This is a genomic window from Bradyrhizobium sp. IAR9 (assembly GCF_013408065.1).
Classification (GTDB): domain Bacteria; phylum Pseudomonadota; class Alphaproteobacteria; order Rhizobiales; family Xanthobacteraceae; genus Bradyrhizobium.
This window is the reverse complement of sequence record NZ_JACBZW010000001.1, coordinates 1,154,155-1,172,148: the sequence shown is the minus strand read 5'-3', so window position 1 is coordinate 1,172,148 and position 17,994 is coordinate 1,154,155. Positions and strand designations below refer to the sequence as shown.

Sequence of the window (17,994 nt, the reverse complement as noted above, 5' to 3'; positions counted from 1 at the left end):
CCGTATTCCTACGCTGCCAAAGAGTCGCTGTTTCGAGCGTTGTCTCCTTCGTGACGCCTTGTAACGCCTTCGCGTTGCAACATTTTCCGTCTCGGTTGCGACGACGGTTCGCGGAAGGTGATTTCGCAGCTGCCGATTTTTGAAGCGTTGTTTCAAGTTGTTTCGAAGGTTCTCGATGCGCAAAATCTATCTCATTCCGGCCGTCGTCGGCCTGCTCACCTCCCTTGCAGCCGGACCGCTCGCGGCCCAGGGCGCCGTACCGAAGCAGAAGGCTGCGCCGGCACCCAGGGCCGCCGCGGCCAGCGCTCCCGCTGCAGCCGGCACGTCCGTCGCCGCCGGGGCGAATTCAGCCGAGACACCGGCCGCGGACGACAAGATCAAGGCGATCGACGGTTTCCGCTCCGCCAAGTTCGGCATGAACGAGGCCGATGTGCGCGCGGCGATGACGAAGGATTTCAACGCCAAGCCCGACGCCATCAAGGCGCAGGACAACGCGTCCGAGCTGACGCACAGCATTCTGCTGTCCGTTCCGGAGTTGCTGCCGAACGGCGGCACCGCCGAGCTCTCCTACGTGTTCGGCTACAAGTCGAAGTCGCTGATCCAAGTCGGCGCGGTCTGGTCGAAGGGGACTGATGCCGCGATCACGCCGGAGAAGCTGTTCTCCAACGCCAACATCTTGCGCGCCCATTTCATGGGCGAGGGCTTCAAGCCGGACTCCATCGCCGTCAACATGCCCGTCGCCGGCGGCATCGTGATGTTCCGCGGCAGCGACGCCAAGGATCGCTCGGTCATCCTGCTGCTCCAGGGCACGTTCGAGAACAAGGACAACAACCAGCGTGTGCTGACGCCGACCAGCCTGCTGCTGTTCTACGTGGCCGACGCCAAGAGCCCCGACATCTTCAAGCTGCCGCCCGGCCAGTTCTGATGCCGGGATCGCACGACATTCTCCCACCCGGTTGTGGATCGGCGCCAATGCCGATGACGAGGATCTGAAATGCGCGGACCATCTGCGGCGCGAGACAATGACGAACTGACGACGCTGCGCCGGCTGGCGCGGTTTCGTTCGATGTCGCTGCTCTGCGCGATGCAGATGGTCTTCCTGCCGGTGTTCAGCGTCCGCGTTCAGGCGCAGACGGCGAACGTCATCGTCCCCGATGGACGGACCGGGACCAGCCTTCAGACCTCCGGCAGCGTCACCAACGTCACGACGTCGACGGTCTCGGGCAACAACGCCTTCAACTCGTTCTCGCAGTTCAGCGTCGGGCAGGGCAATACGGTCAACCTGCAACTGCCGACCGGGACGCGAAACCTCGTCAACATCGTTCGCGACGCGCCGGTCTACGTCAACGGCACGCTGAACTCCTACATGAACGGCTCGATCGGCGGTAACGTCTATTTCGCCGACCCCAAGGGGTTCGTGGTCGGCCGCAGCGGCGTGGTCAATGTCGGCAGCCTCAACGTCTCGACCCCGACGCGCGAGTTCACCGACAGCCTGATCGGTCCCGGCGGCGCGATCAACGGCACGGCGGTCGGCAATCTCATGGCGGGCTCGTTCCCGGTCTCGCCGGACGGCAACATCCGCATCTACGGCCGCGTCAATGCCCAGGACGGCGTGCGCCTGACCGGGCAGAACGTCTTCGTCGGCGGCGCGACCCAGCGCGACATTGCCAATCTCGACCACGCCGCAAAGTTCGCGGCATCCGTCAATTCCAAGGGCCTGCGCAGCGCCAGCTCGATCACCGTCAGCAACGGTTCGATCCATATCGGCGCCGTCAACAACGCTCGCGTCAACGGCCGCCTGACCGCGCACAGCAAGACCTCGACGCCTAGCAACATCACGGTGCAGGCGGGCAACAACATCGATATCGGCAAGAACGCCAGGCTGAACATCGCCGGCAAGACCGGCGATGCCGGCGAGATCCGCCTGAAGGCGGCCCAGAACCTGACTGTGGCGGGCGGGGCCAGGTTCAACGCCAGCGCCAAGGCCGGCAACGCGGGCCTGGTCGATTTCAGCGCGAACGGAATCATCGACGTCGGTCAGGGCATCAAGGTCAAGCTCAGCGCGGAGAACGGCAAGGCCGGCACGCTGATGATCGATCCGACCGACCTGGTCGTCGGCGATGCCGCCCAGGGCGACACCGGCGTGACGCTTTCGAACAGCTCCGTCGCGGCTGCGCTCGCCGGGCTCAGCGCCGGTGCCAACTACCTCATCCAAGCCGATCATTCGATCACACTCGCCGCACATGCGGTGATCGATGCCCGCCGCCTCGACGGCTCCGGCCATTCGACCGGCAACGCCAACAACGTCATCATCGACGCGCCGAACATCGATATCAAGAATGGTGCGCAGATCCTGGCGCAGTCGGTCAATTTCGGTGGGACCAGCTACACCGACGGCAACGTCACGCTGACGGCAACGGCGAGCGACATCAAGCTGTCCGGCCAAGCCACCGCCGCGACGTCGATCACGGTCGACGGCAAGATCACCGGCGGCATCATCTCGATCTCCGCGACCTCGACGGCGGTATCGAGTTTCCTGAACGGTTCGGTGGCCGGTGATTTCGCCCTTGTCGGCTCGACACTTGCCGCCTCGCTGCTCGGGCTCAACGGCGGCTATGTCGCGGCAAGCGCCACGGCGACCATTAACATCAACAGCCATGCCGACATCAACGGTCGCGGCGATGTCACCATTTCCGCGCATGCCACCGAGACGGCGTCGGATCCGGCGGTCGCCAGCACCTTGCTCGGCAGCCTCACGCCGGTCGCGGCCGGTGTGGTCGTCGGCAAGATCGACGGCAACGTCACGACCAATGTGGCCTCGGGCGCGACGATCAACGCCGGCGGCAACCTCGAGATCAAGGCGCTCAACGATGCGACCATTGCCGTCTCCGCCCTCGCGGCATCGACGAGCGCGCAGATCGTCCCGACGGTGGCTTATTCGAAGGGCTCGGTGACGACGACCGCCAACGTCGAGACGGGCGCGCATCTTGCGGCGGGTCTGGTGAATACGAGCGGCAGCACCCTGAAGGTGCGCGCGATCAACAACAACTCGTTCTCGACCAGCGCAACGTCGGTAGCGGCGCCCGGGACGGGCGCGAGCGGCGCCGTCGGCGGGGCGTTCGCCATTAGCGACATCACGACGTCTGCGACCGCGACGCTCGGCGCATCGCTCGGAACCGACGTCAACAACCGGATGAACGGCTCCGTTCTGGTCGAAGCGACGTCCGACACCACAAGCAATTCCACGATGGCTTCGTCCATCGCCGGTCTGCCCGCGCTGATTGCGGCGATCGAACGAGGACTGCGCTCCGTCACCTCGCCGACGTCGATCATCAGGGACCACATGGGATCGCTGGTGCCGCTAAGCTTCGATTTCAAGGTCGCAGGCGCGCTGTCGCTGGCCAACAGTGCCCAGAGCGCGACCGCTGCGATCGCGCAGAATCCGAGTGGCGGCGCGCCGAGCATCTATGCCAGCGGCAACGTCGCTGTCGCCAGCAACGTCATCGATCGCGGCGTTCGCAGCAATGCAACGTCCAGCGCGATCACGAAGGACCCGGTGTCGGGTGAGAGCACGGCGATCAGCGCGGCCGTCGCCTGGGGCAATTTCACGCATAATTCGAACGCCTATATCGGCGGCGGAACGCTGATCAACGCGGCGAATATCGCTGTCGATGCCACCACCGAGATGCCGATCACCAACTCCTGGCTGAAATGGGACGGCCTGGGCGCCGTGCTGAGCCACCTGAACGGCAATCTCGGTGTCGGCGGCAACATTCTAACCAGTTACGCCAACGCCACTGCGGATGCCGGCGATACCATCGGCATCGCCGGCTCGTTGAACCATTTCGTCGTGAACAACAACACGACGGCCTGGGTCGCGGGCGGTGCGAACCTGACCACGACCTGCGCGGCCGCGGCTTGCGGCAGCGGCACCGGCTGGTCGGTGGGCATGGATAATGGCGACGTCCACACCTACAACGCCAGCCTGCAGGTCGCAGCGACGACGACCATGGCGTCGATCGATGCGGCAGGCAATGTCGGTACGCTCGGCTTCCTGTCCGGCAACACGTCGGGCGGCTCCGCGGTCGGCGGCGCGCTCAATCTCGTTCAGTTCAACACCAAGACCATCGCCGGCATTTCGGACGGCGCAACGGTGCGAGCGGCGGACGATATCGCCGTCAACGCCATCACCGCTGATCAGTTCATTGCCGTCGCCCCGACGTCCGGCAAGGCTGCGGGCGCACTGGCGCTCAACGGCATCACCGCGCTCGGTTTCCTCAACAACACGACCCATGCGTCGATATCGAGCCAGGCAACCGTGTACGCTCCGACGGTCGGAATCCTGGCGCAGCAGGACCTATCGGTCATCACGCTGGCCGGCGCAATGAGCCGGAACACCAGCGGCGGTTCGGCAGTCGGGTTGGCGGTCGCCTATCTCGGTGCGAACACCGACACGTCGGCCTATATCGGCGACAATCATTCCGATATCCGGCCCGGTCCCTTCAGCGCCGATGATCCATTCGCCGGCAATGGCGGCGGCAGCGGGGCCGTCAACGTCGACAATCTCACGCTCAGCGCGACCACCTCCGGACGCATCACGACCGCCGCGGTCGCGGCTTCGATCTCCGAGCCGCAGGCCTCCAGTTTCTCGGACAAGGCGGGAGCCGCCGGTGCAGGTGCGACCGGCGGGGCCGCCGGCGTGGCGACGGCCGCGAGCAAGATCGGCTCGACCTCGGGATCGAGCACTGACGGCTTCAGTATCGATCTCGCCGGCAGTTCGGCGATCGGCGACGTCGCGCTCGGCACCAGCGCCTATATCAGGAACACGACGGTCAACAAGTACACGACGGCGGGCACCGTCACGACCAACACGATCGTTCAGGCACTGAACGACACCATGCTCAATAGTGGTTCCGGTTCGGCGGCGCTCAATCTGGCCGGGGCATCCGCCCAGGGCGCCGCAATCGGCGGCGCGATCGCGGCGGCGATGTCGAACAACGCGACGCTCGCCTACATCTACGGCACCACCCTGAACAACCAGAGTTCGGTGACGGTGCAGGCGCTCAATGGCGGCTCGGAGACCGTCGTCGCCATCGGCGTGGCGGGATCGAAATCCAATGCGGCGTCGCTGTCGGCGTCCGTCGGCATCATCACGGACAGCGCCAACGCCTATATCGAGAGCTCGACGATCACGGGGCAGGCGAGCGGCGTCAACCGCGCGCTCGAGGTGGACGCCTATCAGACCACGAACATCGCGATCGGCGGCGGCTCGCTCTATATCTCGGGCGGCCAGGCCGGCGTCGGCATCGGGCTCACCTATGCTTCGATCGGCGATCCCACCGGCGGCAACGCGACCGACGCGCATATCCGCAGCACCTCGATCTCGAACTACGACTCGCTGCTGGTGCTGGCCGACAGCGCCAGCGTGATTGCGGCCGGCGCGGCTTCGGGCGGGGCGGGGTCCAACGGTCTTGCCGGCGCGGTCGTCGTCAGCGAGATCACGCCCACCACGACGGCCTATATCAACAGCGGCTCGACGGTGAGCATCAATGTCGGCCGCGTGACGGTGCTGGCGGACAGCGGCGCGGTGTCGGCGCTGGACACTGCGCTCGGCAATCTCGTCAAGAAGTCGAACAACAATCATCTCGCCACGGACACCTGCACGGTCGCCGGCGGCACGGGCGGGCAGAATTGCATCGACTTCAGCGCGGCTGCGCTCAACGACGGCACGGGCAACGGTCCGGGCGCGAGCATCGTTTCCGTTGCGGGCCTGATCCAGGCCGGCAAGAACAATGTCGGCGCCTCGATCGTCTACAACACGATCGCGACGACGCATTCGGCCTCTATCGCCAACGTGCTGATGACGGCCGGCAGTAACGGTACTGTCAGCGTGAGCGCCGTCGATTCCTCCAAGATCCAGGCGGTCACGATTGGCTTCGGTCTTGCGACCGGACAGTTTGCGGGCGTCGGCGGCACGACGATCAGCTCGATCGCCAACACCGTCTCGGCGGCGATCGGAAACAATTTGTCCAGCACGACGCAGTCGAGCGTCACGGCCAAGAACATTTCCGTCAACGCGACCGACAATTCCAGCATCACCGGAACCGCCGCGATCGCCGGCGCCTCGACGCAAGGCAGCGCCGCGGGCCTCGCGCTGGTCTACAGCAGCATCGCCAATAATGTCAGTGCCGGCGTCACCGGCTCGAAGCTGACCGCCTCGGGCAATGTCGGGGTCAATGCGAACTCGAATGCCAGCATCTCGACCGTCGCCGTCGGTATTGCGATATCCTCGCAGGTCGGGCTGGCCGGCTCGGTCGCCACCAATCTGATGGGGACCAACGTCACGGCCAGCATCACCGCTGCCGGTATCAACGGCATCAACGGTGCCGACGTCACCGCCACCAACAATGTCGGCGTGATCGCCGCCAATAACGACAAGGCGGCCGTGTTCGCCGGCGCCTTGTCGATCAGCAAGGGCGCGGCCGGCGGCGCAGGTTCGCTGGTGACCAACCAGATCACGGGAACCACCGCGGCCTATATCAGCGGGGCGAACACCAAGGTCGATGCGCTCGGAACCAGTTCGTCCGATACGCTGTCGGTCAACAACGGCACGCTCGTCCACGCGTTCGATCTCGGCACCGCCCACGCGCCGACCGACACCACGCCCGACCTCTCCGAGAACCAGGACACCGTGCGCGGCCTTGCCGTGGTCGCGAGCTCGCACCAGGCGGTCGTGACTAACGTCGCCTCGCTTGCTGCGAGCTCCAGCATCGCCATCATGATCAATCCCATCACCAACGTGATGAGCGGAGCAACGAGGGCCTATATCGATAGCGCGGCCATTGACACGCGCCTGGCCTCGTCGACGCTGGCGCCGCAGATCGAGGTCGCCGCGTCCAGTTTCTCCTATTCCGGCGCGTTCGGTGCCGGCATCGCCTACGGCAGCAGCGGCGGCGGTGGCACGACGATCATCTCGACGACGATGTCACGCGAGACCTTGGCCTATATCACCAATGCCACGGTCGGCGGCGTGCAGTCGTCGAGCGCGACCGTTGGCGCCGTGACCGTGAAGGCCAATGCCGAGCAGGATGCCTCGTCGATCGCCGTCGGCTTCAACACCGGCTCGGTCGGGCTGAACGTCTTCCAGGCGACCACGGAAGCCTATGTCGACGGCGGCGCGCTGACGGCCGCGTCACTGACGGTGAACGCCACCAACAACACCGGTATTTTCTCCGCGAACGGCTCGGGCGCCTATGGCAGCCAGGCCGCGATCGGCGCGGCGTTCCTGGTCCAGGTCTCCTCGAACCGGACTCTGGCCTATGTCGGCGACGAGTTCCACTATCAAGGCAACAGCGCCGCACACACCACCGCGCTCAATTTGAGCGGCGCGCTCGACGTCGAGGCCAAGACCAAGAACCGCTTCGAGGCCTATGCGATCGGCGGCGCGCTCTCGACCGGCACGGCTGCGATCGCGGGCATGGCGAATATCGAGGTCGCCAACAACACCACCATCGCTGGCGTCTATGACACCACGCTGCAAGGGGTGACGGGCGGCACAGCCGGCGCGGTGACGATCAACGCGAACGAGGACGTGGCGATCAAGGAGATCGCGGGTGCGCTCGCGGTCGGCGCCAGCGGGGGAGGCGTCGGCGTCGGCGCAGCCGCAAACGTCATCGTGTTCAAGAGCCGGACCGTCGCCGAGAGCTGGAACAGCAATCTGAACTCGTCAGGCGCGATCAACGTCAATGCGCTCAGCACCAAGGAGGTGCTGTCCTACGCGGTCACCGCCGGCATCGGCGGCAGCGTCGGCATCGGCGCGACCGTCGGCGTCATCATCATCGGCACCAACACCGCCGACGCCGACACCCAGGGCCAACAGACCGGCCAACTTAATCAGGGCGGCAGCGGCACCATCGCGTCCGTGAACAGCGGCACCAGCACCACGCATGGCAGTGGCGCCGTCGCGAGCGGCACGGCCGGCAATCCAAACAGCGCCAATGTCAGCTCGACCTATGACGTCAGCAATGTGCTGAGCGGCGGCAGCGACGTCGTGGTCGCGCAGATTGCGGGCGGCAACATCAGGGGCTCGCAGGTCAATGTCGGGGCGACCAGCGCCAATGCGGCCAAGATGTATCTGTTGGGCGCGGGCTTTGCCAAGAATGTCGGCATTGGTGCCGGCATCGGCTACACCAGCGTCAACAGCACCGTGCTCGCCAATCTCAGTGACTACGGACGCAACGGCTCCGGCGTGCTGGTCGCCGCGGATACGCCTTTGGCTGTCGTGGCGCCGTCAATCTCCGTCGCCGCGGTCGTCCAGGACGCCAACACCGGTCCCTATAGCGGCAAGACCATCGACACCGAGGCGATCGCCGGCGGGGCAGCTCTCTACTTCGGCGCCCAGGCCGCCGTGGCGGTCGGCAATGTCACCAACACCGTCACGGCGCTGCTCGGCGGCAATGTTAACGGCACCGGCGGGACCGGTGCTGCCGTCATGGCGCAGGATTCCACGACCCAGGTGGTCTTCACGGGCGGCGTCTCCGCCGGTGCCGCGGCCGTCGGCGCTTCGGTGGCGACGGCAAGCCGGCACAGCTCGGTCGCGGCGCGGGTTCTTGACGGCGCCACCATCAACACCTCGCAATTGCTGATTGGCGCAGCCGGCGCAGGCACCTTGAGCACAACGGCAACCGCCCTCGGTGGCGGCATTATCGCCGGTACAGGTGCGGACGCGGAGGCCACCGAGAACTCCTCGGTGCTGGCCGAGATCGGCGCCAGCGCCTCGATCACGACGTCCGCGACCGGGATCGGCACGCTGGTGGCAGCGGCGATCGCGCCCAACCTGTCGAGCGAGGCGATCGGCGTTTCGGTCGGCGGCGGTGCCGTCGGCGTCGCCATCGCCCAGTCGACGGTAGGGGCCACGGTGACCGCCGATGTCGGCGACAATGTCAGCTTCTCGGGCGGCGCGCTCGACGTGAGCGCCAAGGCGCTGGTTCCGACCAGCGGGACGACGACCTGGGCCAAGGCGCTCGCCGGCGGCGGCGGCTCGCTGATCGGCGCGCAGGGCAGCTACGCCAAGGCCTCGCAGAACGCGACCGTCAACGCCTATGGCGGAACGGGGATCAGGCTGCCCAACGCCAACGTGACCATCGAAGCTGAAAACGACAGTGCCCAATACGCCGAGGCAACCGGCCTTTCGAGCGGCTTCCTCGCGCTCGGCGCTACCGTCGCGCAGACCTCGTCCAGCGCGCACACTTATGCCTATCTGGGTGCGCCCGCGGACATGGACGTCCTCAGCCACGGCAATTACACGGGCGTCCTCTGGATCAAGGCCACCGGCACGGACACCAACGTCTCCAACGCGAAGGTCGGCGCGGGCGGCACCTATGCCGGCGCGGCGGCGGTCGCCACCACCGGCTCGACCGCGGTAACCAATGCGCGGTTCGATGGCGGCTCGACCGACGACACGCTCTATTTCGGCGGCTTCCGCATCGATGCCAAGCACACCACGAATTACCTCGCGAGCGGCGACGCCTATCAGGCCTCCACGGCCGGCGTGTCCGCCGGCAAGACAAGGAATGACGTCGATTCCACCACCACGGCGGAAGTCGGGACGCATCTGATCATCAACTCGGCGGCCGGCGACATGGTCGTTATCGCCAACGACATCGTCAATCAGGCCGGCGGCGGTGCGCGTTCAGGCTCGGGCGGCTCGTTCTCGGGAGCGGCCGCGCTCAGCGAGTCCTATGTGACGCAGAACGTCACCACTAATATCGGCGCCGGCACGGTGCTGAGCCTCAACGACGATCCCAGGACCTCGACGGCCGTGATCAACATCGAGGCCTACAACACACTGAACACCAACGACACCGCGAGCCTCGCCACAGCCAGCTTCTTCGCCGGCGGTGGTGCTGAATCCAACATGACGGCGAATGCCACACTCGCGGTCAACATCAACGCCCGTGAGCTGTTCAGCGCCGGCAAGATCTATGTCGGCACGGCGGCCAAGATGGCGGCGGCGAACAACGCCAATGCCAGCCTCTATGGCGCGATCGCGGGCGTCGGCGCCAGCACCAACAGCTGGGTTCACGCCAACCAGTCCGTCAACGTCGGCGCCAACGCGAAGATCGTGGCCTGGCGCGACATCAACATCTATGCCGGCCTTGCCGGCGACGGCAGCGTCTTCAGCAGCGTGCAGGCGACGGCGACGACGGTCGTCTACAACAACACTGCCATTCCGATCTCGACCCTGTACCGCGGCACGGCCAATGCCGACGACACCACGAGCCTGACGCTCGCGTCCACCTCGAGCATCCTCGGGGCGCGCGACATCTATCTCGGCGCCACGCAGGGGCAGGTCACGGCCGTCGGCAACGGCAGCAACTACAACCCGTACCTGGACATCTTCAGCGCCAAGAACAGCGACAACCACAGCCATACCAGCGGAACCGGCGATGTCGCGCTCAACGGCCTGGTGGTGGCGGGCATCAACAACGACGTGACGATCACGATCCAGCTCGGCGCGAGCACGCCGACGCTGAGCACGACGAGCCCTTACTCCGCGCTGACCCTCGAGTCGGTCGCCGACGTCAACCACTTCAGCCCGGTGATGAGCTGGAACCACCAGACGGTCCAGTACGCCATCGTCGGCAACTTCAATCCCTACCAGCTGGTGGTCAACCAGCTGGCGTCGCTGACCGGCCTGACCGAGGCGCAGGTCCGCTCCCAGCTTGCAGCGGCGACGCCGACGTCACCCGCCAGCATGTCGCCGTCCGGCACCGATCCGACCGGCGACATCCAGCGGCAGATCGACACGCTGATCAAGCAGGCGCCGTTCACCTCCGACGCGCCCGGCAACGCCTTCGCGTTCGGCGACATGCTGGTGTCGGCCGGCAACGTCTCGATCCTGGCGCAGAAGCTCACCGGCAACAGCGGCACGAACCCGGCCGCGCCCGCGGTCATCGCGCGCAGCTCGCCGTTGATCAAGATCGAGAACAAGGGGCTCGACTTCATGAGCCTCGGCAACCTCACGGTCACCGACGTGACCGGAGGCAACATCACCTATCGCCAGACCGACCATGTCGACCCGGACTCGCACTCCAACGTGACCTTCACCGCGATGCCGAGCGCCTCGCCGACCATCGACATCTCGGCCACCTACAACCGCCTCGATCCTGACAGCGGCCAGGGCATCGACCAGAACGGCAACGTGCTGACCCGCACGCCGGACATCTATTTCAATGGCGCGGTCAGCAACGCGAACGGTCTGCTCAAGATCATCAACAATCTCGGCAGCGTCGTCGCATCGCAGTCGCTCAGCGCCGCGACCGTGCAGATCGTCGTGCCCAAGGGCACCTTCACCTTCCTCGGTGGCATCGGCAGCTTCTACGACAGCGGCAGCGCGGTCACCTCGCAATGGGCCAGCACCGAGAACAGGCCGGAAGACGCGCTGACGGCGGTGATGACGGCGGCGACCTATCTCGGCGCCTACGGTGACTACTATACCGCTCCACATATCGGCTCCGGAGCCGATCATCCATACTTCTATTACTGCTGCGCCGACGGCAGCCACGGCATTTATCAACCCGTCGGCAACGCCGATGCCAGCACGATCTTCACCGCGCGCATGCTGATGACGTATTACGACGGCACCTCGCTCTATTCGTCGATCTTCCTGCCGGTGGGCAGGGGTACGCCTGGGAACACCAGCACTCCCGATGCCGGCAGCGTGCCTGACGTCGCGACCCTCAAGATCATCGAGGGGCAGTCGCAGGACTCGACCAATGTCGTGCTCGCGCAGTGGAAGAAAACGACTTATGACGGCCGAAACGTTTACACCGATAGCGGTCCGTACAAGACGCCATTCAACTGTGCGTCAGCCTGCGACAGCTCGGGCTTCTTCCAGGTGATCAACATCCAGCCGGATGCGATCACGCCGAAGACCGCGAATTCGCCGGCCACCGCGACAGCCTCCCGGACCATCACCGGCCAGGCGGTCATCATCTCGGCGTCGGTGATCAACATCAACGGCACCATCCAGGCCGGCTCGAGCAGCAATTACTCGGTTAACATCGGCGCCGCGGCGTACGATGCCATCTATGGCAGCAACGGCCTCAAGAACCGCAACGGCGGCGCGGACTTTGCTGCGGCCCAGGCCAATGCGCGGAACGGCGTCTACTACGACGTCTCCGGCTCCGTGACGGCGTCGGCCAGCGGCGACGCCAAGATCGGGGTCAGGTACAACGCTCTCACCGGCCAGCTCATCCTGAACGGCGTGGCGCAGGGCGCCGGCGGCTACGTCTATCTGAACGGCAAGATCATCTCGACCTCGACCGACAGCACCCAGACCCAGGGAAACATCGAGATCAAGGGCGGCGCCGGCACGGTCACGGTCAACAACACCAGCGGGCTCCAGCTGGTCACCAATACCATCAATACCAGCGCCACCGCCCAAAGCGTGGTCGAGATCGTCGATCAGCTGAAAGGGAAAACGACGTGGTGGGTCTACGATCCCAAGGCGGCGAGCAACCAGCAGGTCTCAAAGTACGAGGTCAATAGCGTCAACGCGGCCGCGATCGACCCGTCGATGCTTACAGCCAGGACCGGTACGGCAGGCATCCAGTACGCGACGCAGGAGAACATGCTCTATCAATGGGTCGACACTGCGACCCTCGATCGTCCGACCACGAGCACGCAGTTCGACTACAGCTGGCAGTTCACACCCAATCAGGCCACCGGGGCAAACTGGACCACCACGACCAGCCTGGTTTCGGGCGTGCAGAGCACCAACTACCAGAAGGTCACGACCGCCACCGGCAGCTATCACTGGGCGGGGGGCGTGAACCCGGACGGGAGCCCCGTTGGACTCAACACCCACTCCAACGCGTGCTGCGGCGCGGATGCCCAGTACAACTGGTACCAGGCGATCTATGATCACCTGACGCTCTCGCTGACCAACACGGTCAAGGCGTCGAACCCGATCAACATCAAGTTCACCGGTGGCAGCAGCAGCGACGTCGTGGTCAATTCGACCTCCGGCATCGTCATCAACGGGTCGATCAACAACCAGCAGGGAACGACGACGCTGGCCGCCACCGGCGTCAACTCGTCGATCACGGTCGGCGCCAATGCCAATAGCCCGGTGATCTCGGGCACGAGCGTCTCGCTCCGGGGTGACGGCGGCATCGGCACGCTCGGCACCACCAAGGCTCCCGTCCAGGTGCAGCTCTATGGCGGCAGCCTGACCGCCAGCTCGATCGACCGCGACATCGCGATCTCGGCCGTCGGCGCGCTGTCGATCAACCAGGTGAAGGTGAATTCGGCGGGCGCCACGCCGCAGGGCAGCGTCTTCCTCTCGGCGACGGGCGACATCAACTCGGCCTCCGCCTACAACGTCGCGACACCCGTCGTGATCGGCAAAAACATCGAGATTAACTCCACCTCCGGTGCGATCGGCGCGACGAGCGCCGTCGTCAACAACGCCTCCACCCTGACCAACATCAATCCGCTGGTGATCCAGGCGACGGGGACGGTGCAGGCGGGCGGCGCCGTCGATGGCGGCGTGCTCGACAGTGCCTCGGCCACCGGTACCTACATCATCCAGTCCAAGGGTGATCTGCGGCTCGGCACGATCCAGTCGACCGGCGGCCCGGTCTTCCTGGAGGCCGCCGGCTCCGACGGCAACCAGGCCAGCATCCTCAACGGCCGGGCGGCGGTCGGTCTCACCCAGGCGCAGAGCCAGCATCTGCAGGACGTCTGGGCCAGCCTCGACCTGCTCAGCGGCAACGCCGCCACCAACGCCGTCAACAGCTATCAGTCGATGGTGACGTCAGCCTACAACGACTATTTCCAGCTCAAGAACATCGCCTTCCCGAACGGCAGCACCTACGCCCCGACCTCGGTGGGGCAGACGGTGCTGCGGGCGCAGGTGGCGGCCAAGCTCGGTATCGACCCCGCGAATGTTACGACAACGCAGATGAAGACCGAGGCCACGACGCGGTTCCTGCGGGATCAGTTCCTGCTCGGCAAGATCACCACCGACGAGCTCAAGTCCTCGCTGACGAGCCTGCTCGGCACCGCACCTTCGGATCCGCTGGGCACGCTGTTCGGCAGCTCGCTGTCGACGACGTTGTTCACGAAGCTGTTTGACGGCGTCTCGACCGCCAACCAGCGCATGCCGACCAACACCGCGCTGCAGACCGCGCTGAACACGTACAATGCGAGCTACAGCTACACGCTGGCATCGACCGAGCGGGTCTATGGCATCATCACCGCGGGTGCGCAGTGGACGCAGAGCCAGCTGGCCTACACCGTCTCGTCGTCCTCGATCGGCGCGGCGCCGCCGCCGATCGACGAGAACGTCGTCGCCAATGTCAGCGCCAACCAGATCATGCTCTACGCGCCGCGCGGCTCGGTCGGCAATTCGGCGGCGCCTCAGACCTTCACCTTCACCAGTGTCGATGCCTCCTCGCTGACGACGGAGCAGCGGGCATTGCTGTCCTCGGCCGGTCCCGGTCAGCTCACCGTCGGCGCGGTCACGGATCCGACGACCCATGTCACGACCTATACGGTCAGCCTGTCGCAGCAGAACCTCGTCGTCGTCGACAACCCGATCGCGATCTCGGCCAAGGCGCTGACCAATGTCTATCTCGGCAGCAAGAACGGCCTCGCGCTCGGCGGCGTCACCGCCAATTACGGCCCGATCACGGCCGCCCAGGCCAACGGCATCCAGGTGACCGGCCGCGGCGACGTCAAGCTCGACGCCGTCAGCAACATCTCCGCCAATGTGGCCGGCGCCGTGATTTCAGGCGATATTGCCAACCTGACCCTGATCGCCGAGCGCGGCAATGTCGGCGCGCCCGGTGCGGCCGGAAGCAATCCCGCGACCAACGCGAACGCGCTTCAGATCGCGTTTGCCGACCCGGGCAACGACCAGCTCGACCAGGTCTCGTCGGCGCAGGGCATCTATGTGAAGCAGACCACCGGCGATCTCATCCTCGGCAACATCGCCGCCGGCAATGCGATCCAGCTCGCCGCGACCGGCAGCATCTACGCCGAAGCCGGCTTCACGGACCGCTCCGCGATCCACATCCTCGGCACCGACCTCGATCTGCGCGCCGGCGGCAGCATCGGCTTCAACGGCTCGACCTTCCAGCCGCTGCAGGTGAACATCTCCGGCGCGGTGACCGGCTCGGCGGTCGGCGATCTCAGCATCCTCGCGGTGACCGGCGATCTCGCGGTCGGCACCAGCGGTCCCTATGGGGCGCTGACAGCAGGCGGCGCGTTGACGCTGAACGCGGCGCGCGGCGCGCTCACCATCAATACTGGCATCACCAGCGACGGCCTGATGCAACTGCTCGCCAACCGCGGCATGACCTTCGCGGCCGGCACCAGCGCGGCGCCGGTGGTTGCGACCAGCAGCGCGGACGGCGTGACGCTGGTGGCTTCCACCCTGTCGATGGGCGCTTACTCCGCCATCAACGCGGCCGGGCTGATCTCGGTGACGACCACGGGCGATGCGACGATCGGCCAGCTGAATTCGTCGCTGTCCTATGCGGCCGCCTCGAACACCCCGTCGATCATCGTCACCGCCGGCGGCGTCGCCTCGCTCGGCGCGATCATCGACAATGCCGACGGCCAGACCAAGTTCATCGCCTCCGGCGCGGGCGCCGAACTCTCGCTGGGCGCATCGAACGGCATCGGCAGCGCGACCAACCGGTTCACCGTCAGTGCCGCGCGGATGTCGGCGAGCGCGAGCGCCGGCGACATCTACGTCAAGGTTCTCACCGACACCGAGGTGAGCCTGCTGTCCGCGGTGAAGGGCAGTGTGGACATCATCGGCACCGGCGGATTGACGCTCGACCAGGTGCTGGCGGGCACGGCGACCGGCGCGAGCGGATCTTTCCGCGCGGTCGCGAACAATGGCAGCATTCTCATCGGCACCGCCGACAGCAGCGGTTCGCAGACGATCCACGCGACCCAGAACGTGACGTTCAAGTCGCTCACGGCCACCGGCAATAGCGGCGATGCCGGCAATATCATCGTCACCGCCGACACCGGGTTCATCCTGGCGCAGACCGTGACCTCGGGCGGCATGACCACGCTCGGCTCGGTCTCGGCCCACGGTTCGGCGAGCTTGCTCGCCGCCACGACCATCACCGGCAACACGCTCGCCGCAACGACCGGCTCCGGCCTGCTGACCGCGACCGGGCCGATCAACTGGAATACGCTCACCGTCGGCACGACACTGGGCGCGACCACGAGCCAGGGCAGCATCACGTTCCAGACCGCGCAGAGCGGGGGGACGCAGACCATCCGCGCCCATGACAACATCACCTTCAACGCGCTGACGGCGACTGGCGTCAACGGCGATGCCGGCAACATCAACGTCACCGCCGACACCGGCTTCATCCTGGCGCAGACCGTGACCGCGGGTGGCCTGACCACGCTGGGCTCGGTCTCGGCCCATGGCTCGACGAGCCTCGTTGCCGCCACGACCATCACCGGCAACACGCTCGCCGCCACGACCGGCTCGGGCCTGCTGACGGCTAATAGCGGACCGATCAACTGGAATGCCCTCAATGTCGGGACGACGCTGGGCGCGACGGCGAGCCAGGGCAGCATCACCTTCCAGACCGCGCAGAGTGGCGGCACGCAGACCATTCGCGCCCACGACAACGTCAGCTTCAACGCGTTGACGGCGACGGGCATCAACGGCGATGCCGGCAGCATCAACGTCACAGCGGACAACGGTTTCATCCTCGCGCAGACGGTGATGTCAGGCGGCGTGCCGACACTCGGCTCGGTCTCGGCCCACGGCTCGGCGAGGCTGATCGCGGCGGGTACCAACACCGGTCATAACCTCACGGCCACGACCGGGAACGCAGTCCTCAGCGGCACGGTCGTTCATTGGGATAATCTCAACGTTGGCGGCACGCTCGACGTCACCGCGACGACCGGGGGGATCACCGTCGGCACCGCCATCAGCGGCGGCACGCAGACCCTGCATGCCGTGAACGACGTCGTCTTCAGCCAACTCACCACGACGGGGATCCCCGGTGATGCCGGCGATCTCAACATCAAGTCCGACACGGGCTCGCTCCGCGGCGGATCGATCTCCGCGCACGGCGACACGCATTTCGATGTGGTCGGACCGGTCTCGCTCGACCGGATCAGCGGCGACATCGTCAAGATGACCTCGTCGGGTGATTTGACGATCAACTGGGTCAGCGTCGTGCGGGAGCTCGACCTCGCGGCTGATACCATCAACGTCAAGGGCGAGCAGATTCGTTCGAACCCGGCGGTCCCGCTGATCCTGAACGTCACCGGCTATAACGGCGGCGTCGCGAAGTCCGCCAACATCTCGATCGACCCCGACCACATCATCGTCAACCAGTTCAGGGTGGTGGACGCGACCTTCTGGACCGATGCGCCGGCTGTCTCGATCCTGAACGGCTACGTGCCGGGCCAGCTCATGCTCACCACGGCGACCCAGCAGATACTCCTGAACAACCGTACGCCGGCGCCGTCCAATTGGCCGACGCTCCAGCTCTACCAGCCGGGCGGCGTGTTCACGATGAGCCAGACCGGCAACGCCAATGTCAGCAACGCCTATGTGGTGTTCTACACCGGGGACGTCTCGGCGACCGTCACCAATTACGGCCCGACCCACACCTGCTGCAATGTCTTCACCGGCGCCAGCATGGCGCGCAACATCTCGGTCGACGGCGAGGGCAAAGAGAGCATCGAGACCTGGCTCGCGAAGAAGGATGGGGGGACGTTCTACCTGCTCGGTCTCTCCGGTCAGGCGCGGCTCGATGCGCTGCTGACGCCACGGCCGGTCGAGGCCGTCGGGTCCGGCCCCGCCGTCAACATCGAAGGGCTCAGCGACATGCGCAAGCTGCGCCAGAAGGGGCAGCGTGCGGGACGTCCGGGCTGGAAGGATGCGGCGGTTGAATCGGCGAAGCCGGCCGTTGGCCGTCTCGCACAGGCATGGTAATT

General features: G+C 65.8%; 2 protein-coding genes. Both read left to right on the top strand.

What is annotated here, in order from left to right:
* Window positions 1–175 precede the first annotated feature (175 nt).
* Complete coding sequence (locus tag GGD67_RS05455) at window positions 176–925, top strand: hypothetical protein (protein ID WP_179731355.1); 750 nt, start codon at window positions 176–178, stop codon at window positions 923–925.
* A 69-nt stretch (window positions 926–994) separates the two neighbouring features.
* Window positions 995–17,992, top strand: a complete 16,998-nt coding sequence (locus GGD67_RS05450; protein WP_179731353.1) for a leukotoxin LktA family filamentous adhesin — start codon at window positions 995–997, stop codon at window positions 17,990–17,992.
* The last annotated feature ends 2 nt before the right edge of the window (window positions 17,993–17,994 follow it).